Annotated in this window: 19 protein-coding genes; 12 read left to right on the top strand and 7 right to left on the bottom strand. The window is 62.0% G+C overall.

Features of this window, described 5'->3' with window-relative positions:
* Nucleotides 1–32 precede the first annotated feature (32 nt).
* Both GN300_RS07435 and GN300_RS07430 read left to right on the top strand, forming a co-directional pair.
* Nucleotides 33–542: a hypothetical protein gene (locus GN300_RS07435; protein ID WP_030536492.1), complete on the top strand. Its 510-nt coding sequence runs from the start codon at nucleotides 33–35 to the stop codon at nucleotides 540–542.
* Nucleotides 543–575: 33 nt separating this feature from the next.
* On the top strand, nucleotides 576–1,031 hold the full coding sequence (locus tag GN300_RS07430) for a PPOX class F420-dependent oxidoreductase (RefSeq protein WP_063315613.1): 456 nt from the start codon (nucleotides 576–578) through the stop codon (nucleotides 1,029–1,031).
* A gap of 2 nt (nucleotides 1,032–1,033) precedes the next feature.
* Here GN300_RS07430 and GN300_RS07425 read toward each other — a convergent pair whose 3' ends face one another.
* The gene (locus GN300_RS07425) at nucleotides 1,034–1,477 is read right to left on the bottom strand and encodes a helix-turn-helix domain-containing protein (RefSeq protein ID WP_063315614.1); all 444 of its coding nucleotides are present in this window, start codon (nucleotides 1,475–1,477) and stop codon (nucleotides 1,034–1,036) included.
* Nucleotides 1,478–1,594: 117 nt separating this feature from the next.
* Between GN300_RS07425 and GN300_RS07420 the strand changes: the two genes are divergently transcribed.
* On the top strand, nucleotides 1,595–1,999 hold the full coding sequence (locus GN300_RS07420) for a PaaI family thioesterase (RefSeq protein ID WP_019745591.1): 405 nt from the start codon (nucleotides 1,595–1,597) through the stop codon (nucleotides 1,997–1,999).
* A gap of 1 nt (nucleotide 2,000) precedes the next feature.
* Here the strand turns inward: GN300_RS07420 and GN300_RS07415 are convergent, their stop codons facing one another.
* Nucleotides 2,001–2,516 (bottom strand): MarR family winged helix-turn-helix transcriptional regulator, encoded by a 516-nt coding sequence (locus GN300_RS07415; RefSeq protein WP_003940222.1) that lies wholly within the window; start codon nucleotides 2,514–2,516, stop codon nucleotides 2,001–2,003.
* 58 nt (nucleotides 2,517–2,574) lie between these two features.
* On the opposite strand from GN300_RS07415, the gene GN300_RS07410 reads away from it, so the two are divergent.
* Together GN300_RS07410 and GN300_RS07405 are read left to right on the top strand one after the other, a co-directional pair.
* Nucleotides 2,575–4,008, top strand: coding sequence for an FUSC family protein (locus GN300_RS07410; RefSeq protein WP_042925936.1), 1,434 nt, complete (start codon nucleotides 2,575–2,577; stop codon nucleotides 4,006–4,008).
* A 92-nt stretch (nucleotides 4,009–4,100) separates the two neighbouring features.
* Complete coding sequence (locus GN300_RS07405) at nucleotides 4,101–4,700, top strand: TetR/AcrR family transcriptional regulator (RefSeq protein WP_030536496.1); 600 nt, start codon at nucleotides 4,101–4,103, stop codon at nucleotides 4,698–4,700.
* A 21-nt stretch (nucleotides 4,701–4,721) separates the two neighbouring features.
* Here GN300_RS07405 and GN300_RS07400 read toward each other — a convergent pair whose 3' ends face one another.
* The gene (locus tag GN300_RS07400) at nucleotides 4,722–5,162 is read right to left on the bottom strand and encodes a VOC family protein (RefSeq protein ID WP_007729713.1); all 441 of its coding nucleotides are present in this window, start codon (nucleotides 5,160–5,162) and stop codon (nucleotides 4,722–4,724) included.
* Between the two features lie 174 nt (nucleotides 5,163–5,336).
* On the opposite strand from GN300_RS07400, the gene GN300_RS07395 reads away from it, so the two are divergent.
* Nucleotides 5,337–6,500, top strand: a complete 1,164-nt coding sequence (locus GN300_RS07395; protein ID WP_007729711.1) for a S9 family peptidase — start codon at nucleotides 5,337–5,339, stop codon at nucleotides 6,498–6,500.
* A gap of 62 nt (nucleotides 6,501–6,562) precedes the next feature.
* Here the strand turns inward: GN300_RS07395 and GN300_RS07390 are convergent, their stop codons facing one another.
* Complete coding sequence (locus tag GN300_RS07390) at nucleotides 6,563–7,294, bottom strand: TetR/AcrR family transcriptional regulator (protein WP_063315615.1); 732 nt, start codon at nucleotides 7,292–7,294, stop codon at nucleotides 6,563–6,565.
* A 284-nt stretch (nucleotides 7,295–7,578) separates the two neighbouring features.
* Between GN300_RS07390 and GN300_RS07385 the strand changes: the two genes are divergently transcribed.
* The 6 genes from GN300_RS07385 to GN300_RS07360 are packed head-to-tail and all read left to right on the top strand — an operon-like array spanning nucleotide 7,579 to nucleotide 14,636.
* Nucleotides 7,579–8,463, top strand: coding sequence for an ABC transporter substrate-binding protein (locus GN300_RS07385; RefSeq protein ID WP_230793261.1), 885 nt, complete (start codon nucleotides 7,579–7,581; stop codon nucleotides 8,461–8,463).
* Nucleotides 8,460–10,022 carry a multicopper oxidase family protein gene (locus GN300_RS07380; RefSeq protein ID WP_063315616.1) on the top strand — a complete coding sequence of 521 codons (1,563 nt, stop codon included), beginning with the start codon at nucleotides 8,460–8,462 and terminating at the stop codon, nucleotides 10,020–10,022. The genes GN300_RS07385 and GN300_RS07380 overlap by 4 nt, the downstream gene beginning before the upstream one ends.
* Nucleotides 10,023–10,032: 10 nt before the next feature.
* Complete coding sequence (locus GN300_RS07375) at nucleotides 10,033–10,380, top strand: plastocyanin/azurin family copper-binding protein (RefSeq protein ID WP_063315617.1); 348 nt, start codon at nucleotides 10,033–10,035, stop codon at nucleotides 10,378–10,380.
* Nucleotides 10,377–12,191 carry an ABC transporter ATP-binding protein gene (locus GN300_RS07370; RefSeq protein WP_233405587.1) on the top strand — a complete coding sequence of 605 codons (1,815 nt, stop codon included), beginning with the start codon at nucleotides 10,377–10,379 and terminating at the stop codon, nucleotides 12,189–12,191. The genes GN300_RS07375 and GN300_RS07370 overlap by 4 nt, the downstream gene beginning before the upstream one ends.
* A complete protein-coding gene (locus GN300_RS07365) occupies nucleotides 12,188–13,921 on the top strand; it encodes an ABC transporter ATP-binding protein (RefSeq protein WP_063315618.1) in 1,734 nt (577 codons plus the stop codon). The genes GN300_RS07370 and GN300_RS07365 overlap by 4 nt, the downstream gene beginning before the upstream one ends.
* 25 nt (nucleotides 13,922–13,946) lie before the next feature.
* Nucleotides 13,947–14,636 carry a vancomycin high temperature exclusion protein gene (locus tag GN300_RS07360; protein ID WP_019745580.1) on the top strand — a complete coding sequence of 230 codons (690 nt, stop codon included), beginning with the start codon at nucleotides 13,947–13,949 and terminating at the stop codon, nucleotides 14,634–14,636.
* Between the two features lie 95 nt (nucleotides 14,637–14,731).
* Here the strand turns inward: GN300_RS07360 and GN300_RS07355 are convergent, their stop codons facing one another.
* The 3 genes from GN300_RS07355 to GN300_RS07345 form a co-directional block, all read right to left on the bottom strand.
* The gene (locus GN300_RS07355; protein WP_063315619.1) at nucleotides 14,732–15,568 is read right to left on the bottom strand and encodes a hypothetical protein; all 837 of its coding nucleotides are present in this window, start codon (nucleotides 15,566–15,568) and stop codon (nucleotides 14,732–14,734) included.
* 74 nt (nucleotides 15,569–15,642) lie between these two features.
* Nucleotides 15,643–15,966, bottom strand: a complete 324-nt coding sequence (locus GN300_RS07350) for a cupredoxin domain-containing protein (protein WP_080712742.1) — start codon at nucleotides 15,964–15,966, stop codon at nucleotides 15,643–15,645.
* Nucleotides 15,966–16,313 carry a plastocyanin/azurin family copper-binding protein gene (locus tag GN300_RS07345; protein WP_003940240.1) on the bottom strand — a complete coding sequence of 116 codons (348 nt, stop codon included), beginning with the start codon at nucleotides 16,311–16,313 and terminating at the stop codon, nucleotides 15,966–15,968. Before GN300_RS07345 ends, GN300_RS07350 begins: the two co-directional genes overlap by 1 nt.
* Nucleotides 16,314–16,334 lie beyond the last annotated feature (21 nt).

The raw sequence follows: 16,334 nt of genomic DNA, 5'->3' as shown, positions 1-16,334 counted from the left end.
CGCATGAACACGAGGACCGAGGAGATACCACGATGACGCCAGAACAGCGGACGCCAGAACAGAGCTGGCCGACGCATTGGCCGAAGGTCGCCCGTGACATCGCCGATGCCACGGCCGACGCACTCGCCGCGGTGCGGGCGGCAAATCGTGACGGACTACTCGTGGCTGTCGAGGAACTGCGCGGGCTCTCTTTCGAGCAGGTCAGCTCGGTTCACGCGGCGATCGTGCGCGAATTGCTCGAGGACACGCATCCGGACGGCTTGTCCAGCGAGGACGTGCAGGATGCGCTCACCGCCTGCGCCAAGTCCACGATTGTGTGGCTGCCGGATCTGGACGTGCAGGCGCTCGCTGCGGTCTACACCGGGGCGCTCGGGATCTCGGATCTGGAAGACGATTCGTTCCGTATCGGGCACGGCGCGTACCTGCGTTCGGCGGTTCTGGTCATCGGGAGTTTGTCGACCGGAGTGAAGAAAGCTCAGAGCGCGTACATCATTCGTGCAATCGGCGAAATCGCACGTGCACAGACCATCGAGATGCCCTGAGCGTCAGTTCGTAAATCGAATTAGGCTGAGGTCATGTCCAAGATCGCCAGCGCAGATCGTGTGTCGTTTGCCGAACTCCTCAAGTTCATCAGGCCGCGCCATCGGGCCACGTTCGTCACGGTGAAGAAATCCGGCGAGTTGCAGATCTCTCCGGTGACGTGCGGGGTCGACGACGAGGGTCGGATCGTCATCTCCACGTACCCGGAACGGGCCAAGGCCGCGAATGTCCGCCGCACCCCGGCGGTGTCTCTGTGTATCCACTCCGACGAGTGGAACGGCCCGTACGTCCAGGTGAACGGAACCGCGGAGTTGATCGACCTCCCGGACTCGGTGGAACCGTTGGTCGACTACTACCGATCCATCGCCGGTGATCATCCCGACTGGGACGAGTACCGCGAAGCCATGCGCAAGCAGGGTAAGAGCCTGATCCGCGTCACCGTCGACTCCTGGGGTCCGATCGCAACAGGCGGGTTTCCGCCCGGACGCTGACGCTATCGAGCAGGCGGCGAGAGTTCGACTACATGCGCGTCTTTGGCGGCCAGCGGCTCTTTGCAGTGCGCGCACACAACTTGGGCGTGCAGGATCTCACCGCAACGGTGTTCGACGACGGTTGGCGGTGGACCCGTCGTCGCAAAGGTGTCTCCCCATTCCATGAGCGCCATCAGAATGGGATAGAGCGCCTTCCCTGATTCGGTGGCGACGTATTCGTAGCGCGGTGGATGGTCTTCGTAGCGTCGCTTCGTGAGGACGTCGGCGTCGACAAGGGTGCGTAGACGCGCGGCGAGGATGTCGCGGCTGGCTCCCGTGCCCGCGGCGATCTCGTCGAACCGTCGTTGCCCGAGGACGATTTCTCGGAGCACCAACAGTGACCACTTCTCGCCGACGACCTCCAAGGCGTTGGCGATGGAGCAGTTGCGTCCTTTTGTCGCCGTCATCTCTGGGCCCCTGTTAGTTGGAAATGTTAGTTGGGAATTCCAACTTAGCACTTGACGGCATGTATTCGAGGGCGGAAGGTAGGTCGAGAAATCCAACGGAGCAGATGAGGGGTCGACATGACGGAATTGAATCTCGAGGCAGCAAGCGGATTCGTCAGCGCTGCCGGATTGCAACTGGACGAGGTGTCCGGCACGAAGGTTGTCGGGCACATCGATCTGTCCGAGGCACACCACACTCCGTGGGGCGTTGTCCACGGCGGCGTTTACACGACTGCCGTCGAGTCGGCCGCGAGCATCGGGGCGAGTACCGCAGTGGCGGACCGTGGCGAATTTGCCGTCGGAGTGCACAACGGAACGGATTTCCTGCGGGCGCGTACGGGTGGGCGCGTGGACGTCGTGGCTGTGCCGATACAGCAGGGACGCGTTCAGCAGTTGTGGTCGGTGGTCATCACCGATCCGGAATCGGGGAAAGAGGTGGCGCGCGGTCAGGTGCGCTTGCAGAACGTGCCGCTGCCGAAGTAGGTCAGTCCCAGATCCCCGAGTCGATGTTGAGTGAGATGCGTTTGAGCAGTGCCGTCAGTTGGGCACGTTCGTCCTCGTCGAGTCCGGTGAGTACTTGACGGTCGCGCTCGACGCGTCGGGGAAACTCTGCCTCGACCAATGCGCGACCGGCATCGGTGAGTTGAAGCAGAACCACCCGCCCGTCGTGTTCGAAACGCTGACGCTCGACAAAGCCCAGCTTGGCCAGGCGGTCTGCGTGTTTTGTGGTGGCGGCGCCGCTGACCATCGTGACGGCGGTGACCTCGCTCGCCCGCAGGGGACGGTCACTGCGAGCGAGCGCGCTCATCACGTCGAATTCGGCTCGAGAGACCCCGCTGGACGCCAGCGCCCGGTCGAGCTGGTGAAGAGACTGCGCGTTGATGCGGGCGATCCGGCCCATCACCTCGACGGGAGCAGTGTCGAACTCGGGGTAGGCGCGCTTCCATTCGCGACGGACTTTGTCGATGAAGTCGTCTTCGGATCTGTTCGCCGCGCCCATGGCCCCATCTTAGCGACAGATTTCACATTACTTCACAAGTAATTTACTAGTGAAATAAATGTATGCTGGGTGGGTGACCCGAACCGAAACCGCAGCCAGGACGCCCAGCCGTCTCACTCATTCGAGTGAGGCCATTGCACATACCGTCTCCGGGGCGACGTGGCGAGCGGCTTTTCGTATCGGATCCGCGGACGCGACCATCGCCCCGGCGATCAGAGTCGGACTCGCCACCGCCGTAGTCCTCGTGGTCGGCGGACTGCTCGGGCATCGGGAATTGGCCGGCTTCGCGGCCTTGGGCGCGCTGTGCGCCGCGTTCGGCAGGTACGAGCCGTATCCACGGTTGGCCGGCAAGCTGGCAATGGTGGGTGCTGCACTGGTGGTTTCGATTGCCTTCGGCGGCGCCATGGGTGTCGCGGGCGTTCCGATGTGGTTGCAGATCGGCATCCTCTCTTTGCTTGCGGGTGCGTCGTACTGCTTCATGTCGGGCTTCCGGATCACCGGACCAGGGCCCGTCATCCTCGTCTTCGCGGCGACCGGTGCAGCCGGATATGCCTCCAGCGTTGATGATTTGGCGCGGTTGGTCACTGCCGGTGCGCTCGGAGTTCTGGTCGGTTGGGCGGCCGCGATGCTCCCAGCGCTCGTACTGCCGATGGGACCTGCCCGCCTGGCAGTTGCCCGTGCAGTTTCTGCGGTGGGGCGTCTCGAACAGTCCGGCGCAGACGGAGTGGAACCGGCGCTCGGATCGATTGCCAACGCCCGCTTGGTTATTGCGTCGAGTGGCCGGATCAAGTCGACCGTCGATCACGGACGCGAACTGGTGGCGGTGCTCGACGAAGCAGAAGCGGCAGTTCAGGAGTGGCAGTTGCACGGCGACGCCACCCTGATTCGCAACATTGCTCGGCACGAGAAGGAGCTTCGGAAGCTCAAGCGTTCCAGCATGATCGAACACGATCTCGCACCGGCAAAGAACCTGGCCGCGCCCGAAGGCTATTTTCTCGAAGGATTGAATCGGCTGTATTCGCGCCCGGTGCGGATGAATGCTCTCCGCATCGTGGCAGCGTCGGCTCTGGCCGGTTGGCTCGCGGCGGGAGCCGGGTTGGAGCATCCGCTCTGGGCGTCGATGGGTGCCATCGCCGCGATGCAGGGGCTGAACTACAAGCAGACCGTCCAGCGTGGGATTCAGCGGTTGGTGGGAAATGTCGGTGGCGCCGTCGTCGCTGCTGCTCTCATCGCATTGACGCTCGGCTACTGGCAAGCGGTTGCCGTGGTCGTGATTCTGCAGACTGCTGCTGAGCTGCTCGTGATCAAGAACTATGCACTGACATCACTGGCCGTCACCCCGATGGCACTGCTCCTCATCGGTTTCAGTGCTCCGATCGGGACCGAAGCGGCAGTGGCTCGCGTCGCGGACACTCTCATCGGCGTGGTGATCGGAGTTGTCGTCGCCGCTGTGACGATCAGTCGATCGGATCGCCACCACGTCACCGTGTAACCGGTTCTGCCGTGTTTCCGGTACTGCCGTGTTTCCGGTACTGCCGTGTTTCCGGTACTGCTGTGTTTCCGGTACTGCGTAGGCTCCTGCAGGTGGAGGACAGCACGCCGGTCGACGGCCGGAAACTGCGTTACCAGCATCGCCGTGCCGAATTGCTCGAGCAGGTAACCGCGTACGTCACGGCGAACGGCGTCGGTGAACTGTCCATGCGGCCATTGGCCAAGGATCTGGGGATCAGTCATGCGACACTCATCCATCATTTCGGTTCGAAGGAACAACTGCTCACTGAAGTAGTTGCCACCCTGCGAGACAGCTCTTCTCTCGACATCTCTTCCGGGACCGACATCGTCGAGATGTTGACGAGTTACTGGAATGGGCGCACATCAGCGGAATCGTTGCCGAACTTTCGCTTGATGTTCGAGATCTACGGACAGGCGTTGTTGCATCCGGAGCGGTATCGCGAGTTTCTCGACCATGTGGTGGGGGACTGGTTGGGTGGTTTGGCGGAAGCTGCGCTCGCGCACGGATGTCCACCCGATCGCGCTGATCGCTACGCGACGATCGTGTTGGCGCAGATTCGCGGGTTGACGCTCGATCTGGTGACCACCGGTGACCGCGTCAGAATCGACGCGGCGTTCGCCGAATTCGCGGCCGCGATGGGCGCTCTGGCCAGCTCCTGGAAGGCGATCTGACGCTCCGAATGCCGTGACGCTTCAGGCGATCTGCTCGAACAGGGACACGATGATCCCTTCAGGCCCCCGGACGTAGGCCATGCGCACGCTGTTCTCGTACTCGCCGATCCCGCCGATGAGTCCGTAACCGTCCGCAGCCACCGCGTCGACCGCAACCTGGAGATCGCCCACCTCGAAAGACACGTTGCGTATCCCGATCTCGTTGGCCATCGGAGCGGGCGATCCGGGTACGTGCTCGGGCGTGACGAAGGACGAGAGCTCGAGCCGTGATCCTTCGCCCGGCGGGCGCAGCATGGCGATTTCGCACTTGGCTCCAGGGATACCGCAGACGGTTTCCACGAACTCACCCTCCACGGATCCGGTGCCCTCCACCTCGAGACCCAGACCGACGAAGAATGCCGTCGCTGATTCGAGGTCCGCGACGGTGATGCCAATGTGGTCGAAACGCTGTACGTGTGCCATGGACACATCCTCCTACTGTTTTTTCGTGCGGTTCGATGCTAGGTCGGAGTTGGGGCCGGAATCTCGACATATACGTTTCACGAAGCTGCAAGATTTTGCTTGACCGATCGGTTAAACAAAATCTACGATAACGTCCAACGAGGTCGCCCACCGCACGAACCGGAGTCGTCAGACGTGAAATTCCAGTCGAAGTCGTTTGCCCGCATATCCATCGCAGCCCTCTGTGCTGCAACGATCGGCTCCGCCGTTGCTGCGCCCATCGCGTCCGCACAGGCACCGAGCGCGTCGCAAGCCACCGGCACTGTGGTGTCGAGTGAGCCGCTACCGAAAGATCTGTGGATTCCGGGTACCGCCGACGCCAAGCGATTCACGTACTGGACCATCGGTTCCAACGGCGGGCCTGCGCTGAGCAGTGGCGCGTACTACGTCCCGGCCGGTCCGGCACCGGAAGGCGGGTGGCCCGTCATCGCCTGGGCGCACGGCACCACGGGACTCGACGATTCCTGTGCCCCTTCGCTGGTCGGTCCTGGCCTGCCCGAGCGTGACTACCCCTACCTGGGGCGTTGGCTCTCCGAGGGCTACGCCGTCGTCGCCACCGACTACGTCGGTCTGGGTACACCAGGGCTGATGCCGTACCTCGACGGAAAGGTGGAGGCGCACAGCGTCGTCGACTCGGTCAAGGCGGCACGGGTCATCGACTCCTCGATCTCGAATCGTTGGGCAGTGGTCGGGCAGTCGCAGGGCGGCGGTGCGGCCATCACGACGGCCCGCTACGCAACCGAGTATGGAGGGGATTCGCTCGACTACCGCGGTGGCGTGGGTACCGGAGTGCCGGCCAACATCGAGTTGACCCTCCTGCCTGCCGGTCCGGGCTTCCCTCCCATCGCCCTCGGCGGCGGGTTGACGTCGTACGCGCTCTACATCCTCGCGGGCTTGCGGGAAGCGCACCCCGAGATCGACTTGAATTCCTACCTGAACGACTTGGGAAGGGAAAAGGTCGACTCGGCCGAAAAGCTCTGCGCCGCAGACCTGGACGAGGCATCCAAGGATCTGGTCCTCGGTGACATCTTCTCCCGCCCGCTCAGTCAGATCCCGAACTTCCAGGGTCTGCTGAACGATTACATGGGTGTACCGACCAGTGGATACGATCGCCCCATCTTCATCGGCCAGGGCTTGCTCGACGTGGATGTCCCTGCACCGTCTGCGCTTTCGCTGGTTGCAGCGTTGGTGGCCAACGGTGAACCGGTCACGTTCAAGACATACAACACCGACCACAGCGGCGCTTTGGTCGAATCACAGGCTGACACGATTCCGTTCGTCGCGAACCTGTTCCGTTAGACATATCGAGAATCCAACTCATCCGAGGGTCGCTGTCGCACAACTGCGACAGCGACCCTCGGTCATTTCTGTGACTCCTTGATTGCGTACAGTCGCGCCTCGAGGCCGTCGAGGACACGGTCGAGTGTGTAGCGATAGTGTTCTGCCCGTGTTGCTTCCGCAGCATCCGGTGGACCGGCGAACTTCCCGATCAGTGTCTCCATCGATGAACGAGGATCTGAGGGTCCGTCGTTACTCAGTCGTTCCAGCATCGCGCTGTGATCGGGTGAAGGCTGTCTGCTGGGAATGCGCCTGGCGTCGTTCATGGCGATCAGTGTGATTGTCGAGGTGAAGGCGACGGTGTAAGCCTGAGCGGCTTCTTCCCCGAACCCGGCGTCGATCAGCGATGCCAATCCGGCCTCCATGAGTTCCCGGCTGCGCTGGGTGGCAACTCCGTTCATCAGCAGCCACTGCGCCGCACCTGGACACTCGATCAATGCCTCTCGCATCTGCAAGAGCAGATGCGTCAGCCATTGACGCCAATCTTCTTGTGCGGATGGCACGTTCACGGCCGACACCGCACTGTCGACCACCGCAGCCGAGAGTGCGTCCCGATCTCCGACGAGTCGATAGACGACGGAGAACGACGTATCGAGTTCGCCGAGCAGCTGCCGCAGCGACCAGCCCTCGACTCCGTGCTCGCGACTGAGCCCGAACGCCACGGTCACCACTGCGTCCGCAGTGATCCCGGTGTTGTAACTCCGGCGGCGCTCTGATGTCGCGGCGGACTTCTTGTCAGGTGATGGCGCAGTCATGGTCCGACCGAGCTTAGCGGCGTCGGATCGCGTCGCGTAGTCGACGCAACCGATTGACGGATGAACTTAGGTGAGGTTTACTTGCCAAATCCGAGCAGTGCTCCGATTTGTATCGAACCCCCGATTTTTCGAAGCTGAAGGACATTATGAAGTTGAAAACGCGACCCGGTTACCTATCGAGGCTGGGAGCTTCGCTGCTGGTCAGTGTCGTTGCCCTGACTGCGGCCGCCTGTAGCTCGAGTGAGGCGGGACCGACGACGGAACCTGCCGAGGGAACGCGTGTTGTGTCCCACGAATTCGGTGAGACGTCGGTTCCGGGCGACCTCGGGCGAGTTGTTTCCCTCGACGAATACGCCGCACTCGGTCTCCTTGCCGTCGGCATCACCCCTGATGTGGTCTTCACGTCGTGGGGATCGGAGATCGGCCAGGACATCTTGGCGTCAGCTGGTACCGAGGTGGTCACGGTGCCGCCGCTCGGTGCACCCCCGATCGAGCAGGTCCTCGCCCAGGATCCCGGACTGGTCATCTTCACGTCGATGGGCGATCGGAGCTACTACGACTCCCTCGCATCGACCGTCCCCACAGTGCCGGTCCCGGCCGTCACCACTCCGTGGCGTGAGAATCTTGCCTTCTTCGGACGCGCTTTTGATCGTCAGTCGGTTGCCGACAAGCTGACCGTCGCCTTGGAGGGCAAGATCGCTGACGTCTCTGCTCGGTCCGGTGGTGAAGCGAACACCGTGTCGGTGCTGATGAGCAGTTCTGGAATCCTTGCCACCACCACCGAGCAGGCGCCGCCGTCCTTGTTGTTGGCGGAGAGCGGCTTCGGGCGTCCGGAATCCCAGCGATCGAATGCCGCTGGAGGACTGCCGTATGCGCCCCTGTCCGACGAGGCGATCCCGGCGCAGGATGCTCGGATCGTGGCCGTGTTCGACGAGGGCGTGTACGAGTTCGGCAAGGTTGCCGGTGTTCCCGGGTTCTCGAGTCTTTCAGCGGTGCAGGAGAACCGAGTGGCCAAGGTCAACGGAGACATGTGGCTCGCCACTCATCCCTTCGCCACTTTCTGGATGATCGAGGACATGGATGCCATGGCTGCCGGCAATCTGACCGGAACCGGAACCGAAGCTGTTGCCGCGACGCGCTATCAGGAATTCACGGCGCTGACGGCATGAGTTCGAGTGCGTTGAGTCGGCGCCTGGCTCTGCGATGGGGAGCGGTGACGCTCGGCTCTGCGGCTGTGGGTTCTGCGGCTTTGGGTTCTGTGGCATTGAGTGCGTGCAGCCGTGGCTCGGCGAACGAATCCAGTTCTGAGATTTCACCGTTCGACGACGAAGTTCGTGCTGCCGAACAGGCGAGATTTCATAGCGGGCGCACAGTCGAACGGAATCTGACAGCTGCACCGGCTCGGGTGAGTCTGGGCGCCAGAGAGGTCGACACATGGTCGTACGGTGCGGAAGCAGTTGGCCCGGAGCTTCGAATCTCCAAGGGAGACCGGCTCAACGTTCTTTTGCAGAACGACCTTCCGACGGAGACCTCGGTGCACTGGCACGGCATTGCGATCCGCAACGACATGGACGGCGTCCCGCCGGTCACCCAGGAACGAATCCAACCAGGTGCCGAGTTCACCTACGACTTCGTGGCCCCGGATCACGGAACATATTGGTACCACTCCCATTCAGGATTGCAGGCCGATCGAGGGTTATTCGGTGCACTCGTGGTCGAGGACCCGAACGACCGGACCGGAGCCGACGAGGACGTCGTCATCGTGATCGACGACTGGCTCGACGGGCTGGGAACAACCCCGGATGCAGTGCTTCGCGCATTGTCACCGGACGTGCAGGGAGGACACCACGGACACGGCGGCACTCCACCGGAAGTCGATGGTGCAGAGATTGATTCTGCCGCAGAACTTCTCGGCAGTGGTCACGGAAATTCCAAGGCGCTCGGTGGAATGGCAACGCACATCACGTATCCACTGCACCTGATCAACGGACGGCCTGTGGAAGATCCCTTCGTCGTCAGTGCGACGGCCGGAACTCGGCTTCGATTGCGGGTGATCAATGCCGGGGCGGAGACTCCGTACCGTTTCTCGGTCGCCGGGCACGAGATGACCGTTGTCAGTGCTGACGGGCAGGACGTTGCCTACACAGCCGGAGACGAGATTCTGATCGCACCCGCGCAGCGATACGACGTATTGGTGACGGTGCAGTCCGGCTCGTGGCCCATCGCCGCGAAGGTGGAAGGGAAGTCAGGTGGCGTCGCGTGCCTGCTTCGGACGCCGGATTCGGTAGCGGTCGTCGACCTGACTTCGCCTGCAGTGCTGTCAGGTTCCGGCGGTCGGCTCGTTCTGGAATCGGAGCTTCGCCCGTCAGGAGCGCTGGAGCAGAGGGCACCGGATCGTGCGTATTCGGTGGATCTCATTCAGGCCGGCGATCGATACCTCTGGGGAATGGCGGGCGCCGATGCAGGTCGGTTGAGAATGAAGCAGGGCGAGCGAATACGAATCGTCATGAACAACGACACCGACATGTGGCACCCGATGCACACCCATGGGCACACCTTCTCGGTTCCCTTCTACGGCGGGCTTCGCCGAGACACCGTGATCGTACTTCCGCGTACACAAATGGCGATCGACTTCGACGCCGACAATCCAGGACGGTGGATGTTTCACTGTCACAACGCGTACCACTTCGAGGCCGGGATGACTGCCGACCTCCACTACGTTCGATGAGGAGAGCAGAATGTCATTTCGCACCGGATTGACCACATTGATCGCTGTTGCAGCGGTATTCACACTGACGTCGTGCGGCAACGATTCGACGGGATCTACCGAGCAAGCGCCGGTCGAGATCTCGGTGAAAAACCTTGCGTACACACCGAACTCCGTCACCGTGCACACAGGACAGACCGTCACGTGGATTTTCGAGGACCAGGGAATGCCGCACGATGTCGTGTTCGCCGAGTTGGGGATCAAGAGCGATCTCCAAGGAAGCGGAACCTACAGTCAGACCTTCGACAAAGCCGGAACGTTCACCTACATGTGCACACCACATCCGAACATGACCGGCACGATCATCGTCGAAGAGTGAGTGCGGCAATGAAAGTGAACGAGTCCGCAGCCCCGGAAGACTCGCCTGGACTCGTCGACCGAGACGCTTTGGGCAGGATGATCGCGCCGGTGAGAAATCAACTCCTCCTAGGGGCGGGTCTGTCGGCACTGTCGGTGCCGTTGCGATTCCTGCCCTACGTTGCGGTGGTCGAGATCGCGCGGGTGCTCCTGACCGGCTCGTCGTTGAACCTGGTCTGGATGTGGGCCGCAATCGGTGCAGCGGGCACAATTCTCGGTTTTGTCGTCTACAACGCAGCACTGACCGTCTGTCACACCGCCGACGCGCATTTCAAATACTCGATCCGCTCGCGTATCGCTCGGCATCTGTCCCGAGTTCCTCTGGGGTGGTTTGCAAATGGTGGCACCGGTGAAGTGAAGCAGGCGATGACGGACGACGTGAAGCGGATGCATCTTCTCGTCGCTCACCTTCCCGCCGACGTGGTACCAGCGATCCTGTCGCCGATAGTGGCCCTGATCTATCTGGTGGCGATGGACTGGAAGTTCAGCCTGGTCCTGGTCGGCTACATCGGAGTGTGTCTCGCTCTCGCCGCGCCGTCGATGCGCAGAGCCTATCGAACGAACGTCGACTCCTGGAATCTTGCAATGTCGACATTGACCTCTGCGACAGTAGAACTGGGCGACGGTATCGAGGTTGTCAAGACGTACGGGAGTGGGAGTCGCGCATTCGCGCGCTACTCGAGCGCTGTCGATTCGATGGTTGCGGTGTGCGTGCGATGGATGTCGGGGATGGGAAGGCCGGTGGTCGCGATGTCGATCCTCCTCTCACCGGCGGTACTCATCGTGGTCATCACGGCGACGGGAACTGCAATGTTGTCCGGGGGTTGGATTACCCCGGTAGCTCTTGTTGCCTTTCTGGTCGTCGGAATCGGTGTTCCGTCGTCGGTTCTGCACATGGGAACGATGGCCAACCTCTACCGCGAAGGCCAACTGGGAGCGACTCACGTCGAGAGCATCCTCGGCGAACCAGAGCTGGCCGAACCTCAGGATGCAGTGCCTGCTCGCAGCACTTTGGTCGAATTCGACAGCGTCGGCTTCGAATACACCACTGGGCAGCGCGTCCTCGAGAACATCTCCTTCGAGATGCAACCGGGTACCGTGACCGCGATCGTTGGCCCCTCCGGCTCCGGAAAGACCACTTTGGTGCGTCTACTTCCGCGGTTCTGGGACGTCACGGACGGGTCTATTCGACTGGGCGGAAGCGATTTACGAGATCAGTCCAGTCGCGAAGTCTTGAGATCGATGGCCATCGTCTTCCAAGATGTTGTGCTCCTGCGGGACAGCGTGCGCGAGAATATTCGGCTCGGTCGACCGGATGCAACGGATCTGGAAGTGGAGACAGCGGCGAGGCGGGCGCAGATTCACGACGTGATCATGCGACTGCCGGACGGGTACGACACCGAGATCGGTGGTGGTTCGGGCGGTGAGCTGTCGGGTGGGGAGAAGCAACGCCTGACGATCGCCCGCGCCATCCTTCAGAACCCGCCGATCGTCATCCTGGACGAGGCGACTTCGCAGGCCGATCCCCACAGTGAATCGGCCGTTCAACGCGCACTGGGTGAGATCAGTGCGGACGGCGGCACCCTGATGGTGATCGCTCATCGACTGCGCACCGTCCGATACGCCGATCAGATACTCGTTCTCGACGCCGGGCGGATCGTGGAAAAGGGTACGCACGAACAGTTGTCGGCGCTCGGCGGAACCTACGCGCGGATGTGGGCGCTCCAGAACCCCCTCGTCGAAGACATCTCTCCGCGAAAGGCGCTGCAATGATTCGAGACCTGGACGAAATCCTCGGGCGCGACAATGGGATGCGAGGTCAGATAGCAGGTTTCACGCTCGCCGGGATACTCGAGGGTGTCGTCTTTGCACTGATGATTCCGATCCTGAAAGCGGTGGTTCGCGGCGATTACGACGCCGCAGTTCCGTGGGTTGTCACTGCTGCTCTCGTGGCGGTAGCCTGTGGCGCCGTACGGTGGATCGCCGAGAATCGGGCGTACCGCATCGGAATCGATGGTTTTGCCGGTGGAATCATGCATCGCCTCGGTGAGCACTTGGTGCAGGTTCCGCTCGGGTGGTTCAGCAAGGCAAATCGTGGAGCGTTCACTCGCCTGGTCACCGAGGGCACGGCAATCTTGATGAGCATCCCGGGAATGATCATCGCGCAACTCGTCACCGTCACGGTGACTCCAGCGACAGTGGCGATCGCTGTCTTGTTTGTGGACTGGCGACTGTCTCTCGCGATGGTCGTCTTCGTTCCACTGGGGATTCGGGCTTACCGCAACGTGCAGCGGGCGGTTGTTCCCGAATACGAGGCGATCGGCAAGAGCGAATCCGAGCTGGCATCACGCGTCGTCGAATATGCACAGGCGCAGCAAGTTCTACGTTCGGCCGGTAAGAGCGGCGAAGGCTGGACTCGGTTGGACGAAGCTCTTGTGTCCAACCGGGACGCACACCTGCAGGAAATCGGATCGGTCGACAAGTATCTGCTGCGGTTCATGATCGTCGTTCAGGTTGCCTTTCTCACCGTCCTGGTACTGGCGGCACTGCTGGTCACCACCGGGTCCATCGACACAGCAAGCGTGATCGTTGTTCTCGTGTTGGCCGTGAGGTTCGTGGAGCCGATGCAGATGCTCGCAGGATTCGGTGAAGGTATCTCACTGGCCCGGGTGTCGCTCGGATCTGTCCGAGAGATGATCGATGTACCGGTGCTGGCGGAGCCTGAGGTGCCGAAAGAGCCTACTTCGTATGATATTCGGTTCGATTCGGTTTCCTTCGGCTACGGCCCGGATCGCGTGATTCGTAACGTGAGCCTCGAGTTCCCGGACTGCTCGGTCACCGCTCTGGTCGGTCCTTCCGGTTCCGGAAAGACAACTCTGGTTCGGCTGATCTCCAGATTCTGGGACGTCGACGAAGGTGCGGTAACCATCGGGGGAGCCGATGTTCGCGAGATCGGAACGAGAGCATTGATGTCTCGGATATCGACTGTCTCACAGCAGGTTTACCTGTTCGACGGAACCATCCTGGAGAACGTTCGGTTGGCGAGACCGGATGCCACCGAGTCGGAGGTCCGTCAAGCAGTGGTGGATTCCAGGCTAGGCGAAGTGATCGACCGTTTGCCGAGCGGTGAGGAGACCAGGGTAGGTGAAGGCGGATCACTGCTGTCCGGCGGTGAACGTCAGCGGGTCTCGATTGCGCGGGCATTCCTCAAGGACACTCCGATTGTTCTTCTCGACGAAGCGACTTCCGCCCTCGACGGAGAGAACGAAGTCGCCATCACCGAGGCAATTCACCGATTGGCCCGTGGTCGAACGGTGGTGATCATCGCTCATCGCCTGTCGACTATTCAGGGAGCAGATCGCATCGTCTACCTCGAAGACGGTGGGGTGGAGGAGGTCGGCTCCCACGAAGACCTGATCGCGCGAGGTGGGAAGTACTCGGATTTGTGGGCCGAGCGCAGTGGCGCGGAGGGATGGAGGATCGACCGAGCGCCTAAGCGGTGAAGAAACCGTGTGGTTTGATCGACGAATGGACGAAGCCGCTGCAGATCCAGTGAAACCGCCGCGCAAGCGCCGGTGGCCTCGTTGGGTCGCAGGCATTGCGGTGCTCGGAGCGGTTGTCTACGCAGGCTCGATCGTGTGGATTTCCGTGGCGTCGGCCGGCCACACGTCGGACGCCGCCGATGCTCCCGACGCTCCGGTTGTGATCGTGCTGGGCGCGCAGATCAAGGACGGTAAGCCGATGGCTTTCCTGAAAGGGCGGCTGGACGCAGCAGTCGAACTGGTGGAAGCGGGAAAGGCTAAAGCGGTCCTGGTCTCCGGCGACGCGAACGGCGGCTCGGGTGACGAGATCGCGGCGATGACGAACTACCTGGTGGAGCAGGGAATAGATGAGCGTCGCATCGTGGGGGATCCGTACGGCCTCGACACCTATGACACCTGCTTCCGGGCCATACATACGTATGGGGTGACCAAGGCGTTGATTGTCACTCAGGGGTATCACGTGCCCCGCGCTGTTGCGTTGTGCCGAGACGTCGGCATCGACGCAGACGGTGTGAACAGCGATTGCGGGTGCGCAACTCCGACGCTGATCAAGAACGCCGCCCGGGAGTGGGTCCTTGCCAAGCCCAAGGCGGCGCTCGACATGCTGTGGAGCCGGGACGCAAAGGTGACGTCGCCGTCGGAGGACTCGGTCCAGGTGGCGCTGTCGATTCCCTGACGCGGGGTGAGTGCGCACGGTTTCTGTCGAGTGAACACACGCTCCGGAGAGTCGGAGCGTGTGTTCACTCGAGGTGAAGGGTGCTAGCTCGACAGTCAGATCAGTGCTGCGGCGGCGAATGCTCCCAGTGCGATCAATGCCGCGCCGGTGACGCTCTGCACGCGACGGTCCACGACGCACATGATCGAGAGGAATCCCGGCATCGAGCCACCGCGCTTGGTGTGCACGATTGCCGCGAGGCTGGGCATGCAGCGGCCAAGGGATACGACTGTGAACAGCGCCGCCCCGAGAGCCGGTGAACCCGAAGCCATGACGCCGAGTGCCAGGAGGTAGTACGCACTCGAGCGGATGAAGATCAGAAATCCCGGACCGATGATCGCGCCGAAGATCAGCGAGACCTTCCACGGCGCCATCGTGCGGCGCAGATGGCGCGGAAGCTGTTGGCGCCGCATCGGAGTCGGCATGCTCACCGCACCCAACTCGTGCAGCCCGTATGCAACCGCGACGACGGCCCAGACGCCCAGCGCCCAGCCGACCGGCACGTACCCGGACATCGCCGCACCGAGAGCGCCGATCAATGCCCCGGTGACGCCTCCCGTCGTGACCGAACCCAGAGCGTGCCAGCCGAGTCGGCGGACGGGAGTCGAGGATCCCTTCCGATCGACTTGCTTCGGCGCGGCAACAACTCCGGCGACGGACATTCCGCAGGTCGACCAGTTCGCGGCCAGCGACGTAACCAGTCCGGCGCCGATAACAGCTGTGGTCAAAGCTGTTGTCGCAGATGGCGTGGCCACGAGTGCGAGGCCGGCACCCGCAGCGGCGCCCGCCGCGACGAGGCTGACACGGGTCGCGGTGCCGACCGATCCTTGAAGGGTCGGCCGGATGTCAGGGACGTCGGTCTGCAGTGGGCCGTGTGAGAGAACAGTAGTCATCAGATCCTCCGAAGTGTTTGTGGTTCAGGAAAAGTGTCGAGCCGAAGTCGCAGCGAAAAGTGATGAGCCAGAGTTCACAGCACTGTGATGACTCCGATCATGTACGGGTGGACGGAGCACGAATATTCGTAGACGCCGACGCTCTCGAACGTGTGCCGGAACGTTCCGTCTCCGGTGATACCGCTGTCGAACAGGCCGGGTGATTCCACGTGATGCAGGAGTCCGCCGTCGTCGAAGCGCCACTCGACGGTGCCGCCGTGCTCCACGGTGACGTCCATCGGACTGAACTGAACATTGCTGATCTCGACCACCACGTCGGGGACGGGATCTTCTGTGCCGCAAGCTGGGACACACGTCGCCGCGACGGCGAGGCCGAAGCCGGCGATCCACCTCCTCACTATTGAACGATCACGGTGCCCACCATCATCGGGTGGGGCGTGCAGTGGTAGGTGAAGGTTCCGGCGTCGTCGAACGTGTACGAGAAGGTTCCCTCGGTGAGCAACTCGCTCTTCAGTTTCCCGTCGAGATCACCGTTGCCGACCACGTCGTGGGGGAGTCCGCTGTCGTCGAACTTCCATTCGACGGTCTGTCCCTTCTCGATGGTGACCGATGCCGGTGTGTACGCCATGTTCTTCACCTCGATCACGACTGCAGGTTCGTCCGACGACGCACCGGCATCACTACTGCAGGCGGTGAGGCTCAGGGCAGCGCACGCGGCCAGGAAAGCGGGAACGAGTTTCTTCATGAGGTGTTCTCTCCATTCTTC

The organism is Rhodococcus sp. Ni2, from assembly GCF_021352185.1.
Classification (GTDB): Bacteria; Actinomycetota; Actinomycetes; order Mycobacteriales; family Mycobacteriaceae; genus Rhodococcus_F; species Rhodococcus_F qingshengii.
Note: the sequence above shows the minus strand (reverse complement) of the source record. Positions and strands in the feature narration are given on the sequence as shown.

Excerpts from the sequence above, each read along its gene's own strand:
- GN300_RS07430 (WP_063315613.1), top strand. The coding sequence starts at position 576 with ATGTCCAAGATCGCCAGCGCAGATCGTGTGTCGTTTGCCGAACTCCTC.
- GN300_RS07415 (WP_003940222.1), bottom strand. The coding sequence starts at position 2,516 with ATGGGCGCGGCGAACAGATCCGAAGACGACTTCATCGACAAAGTCCGT.
- GN300_RS07390 (WP_063315615.1), bottom strand. The coding sequence starts at position 7,294 with ATGACTGCGCCATCACCTGACAAGAAGTCCGCCGCGACATCAGAGCGC.
- GN300_RS07355 (WP_063315619.1), bottom strand. The coding sequence starts at position 15,568 with ATGACTACTGTTCTCTCACACGGCCCACTGCAGACCGACGTCCCTGAC.
- GN300_RS07400 (WP_007729713.1), bottom strand. The coding sequence starts at position 5,162 with ATGGCACACGTACAGCGTTTCGACCACATTGGCATCACCGTCGCGGAC.
- GN300_RS07365 (WP_063315618.1), top strand. The coding sequence starts at position 12,188 with ATGATTCGAGACCTGGACGAAATCCTCGGGCGCGACAATGGGATGCGA.
- GN300_RS07380 (WP_063315616.1), top strand. The coding sequence starts at position 8,460 with ATGAGTTCGAGTGCGTTGAGTCGGCGCCTGGCTCTGCGATGGGGAGCG.
- GN300_RS07420 (WP_019745591.1), top strand. The coding sequence starts at position 1,595 with ATGACGGAATTGAATCTCGAGGCAGCAAGCGGATTCGTCAGCGCTGCC.
- GN300_RS07360 (WP_019745580.1), top strand. The coding sequence starts at position 13,947 with ATGGACGAAGCCGCTGCAGATCCAGTGAAACCGCCGCGCAAGCGCCGG.
- GN300_RS07345 (WP_003940240.1), bottom strand. The coding sequence starts at position 16,313 with ATGAAGAAACTCGTTCCCGCTTTCCTGGCCGCGTGCGCTGCCCTGAGC.
- GN300_RS07410 (WP_042925936.1), top strand. The coding sequence starts at position 2,575 with ATGTATGCTGGGTGGGTGACCCGAACCGAAACCGCAGCCAGGACGCCC.
- GN300_RS07435 (WP_030536492.1), top strand. The coding sequence starts at position 33 with ATGACGCCAGAACAGCGGACGCCAGAACAGAGCTGGCCGACGCATTGG.
- GN300_RS07375 (WP_063315617.1), top strand. The coding sequence starts at position 10,033 with ATGTCATTTCGCACCGGATTGACCACATTGATCGCTGTTGCAGCGGTA.
- GN300_RS07425 (WP_063315614.1), bottom strand. The coding sequence starts at position 1,477 with ATGACGGCGACAAAAGGACGCAACTGCTCCATCGCCAACGCCTTGGAG.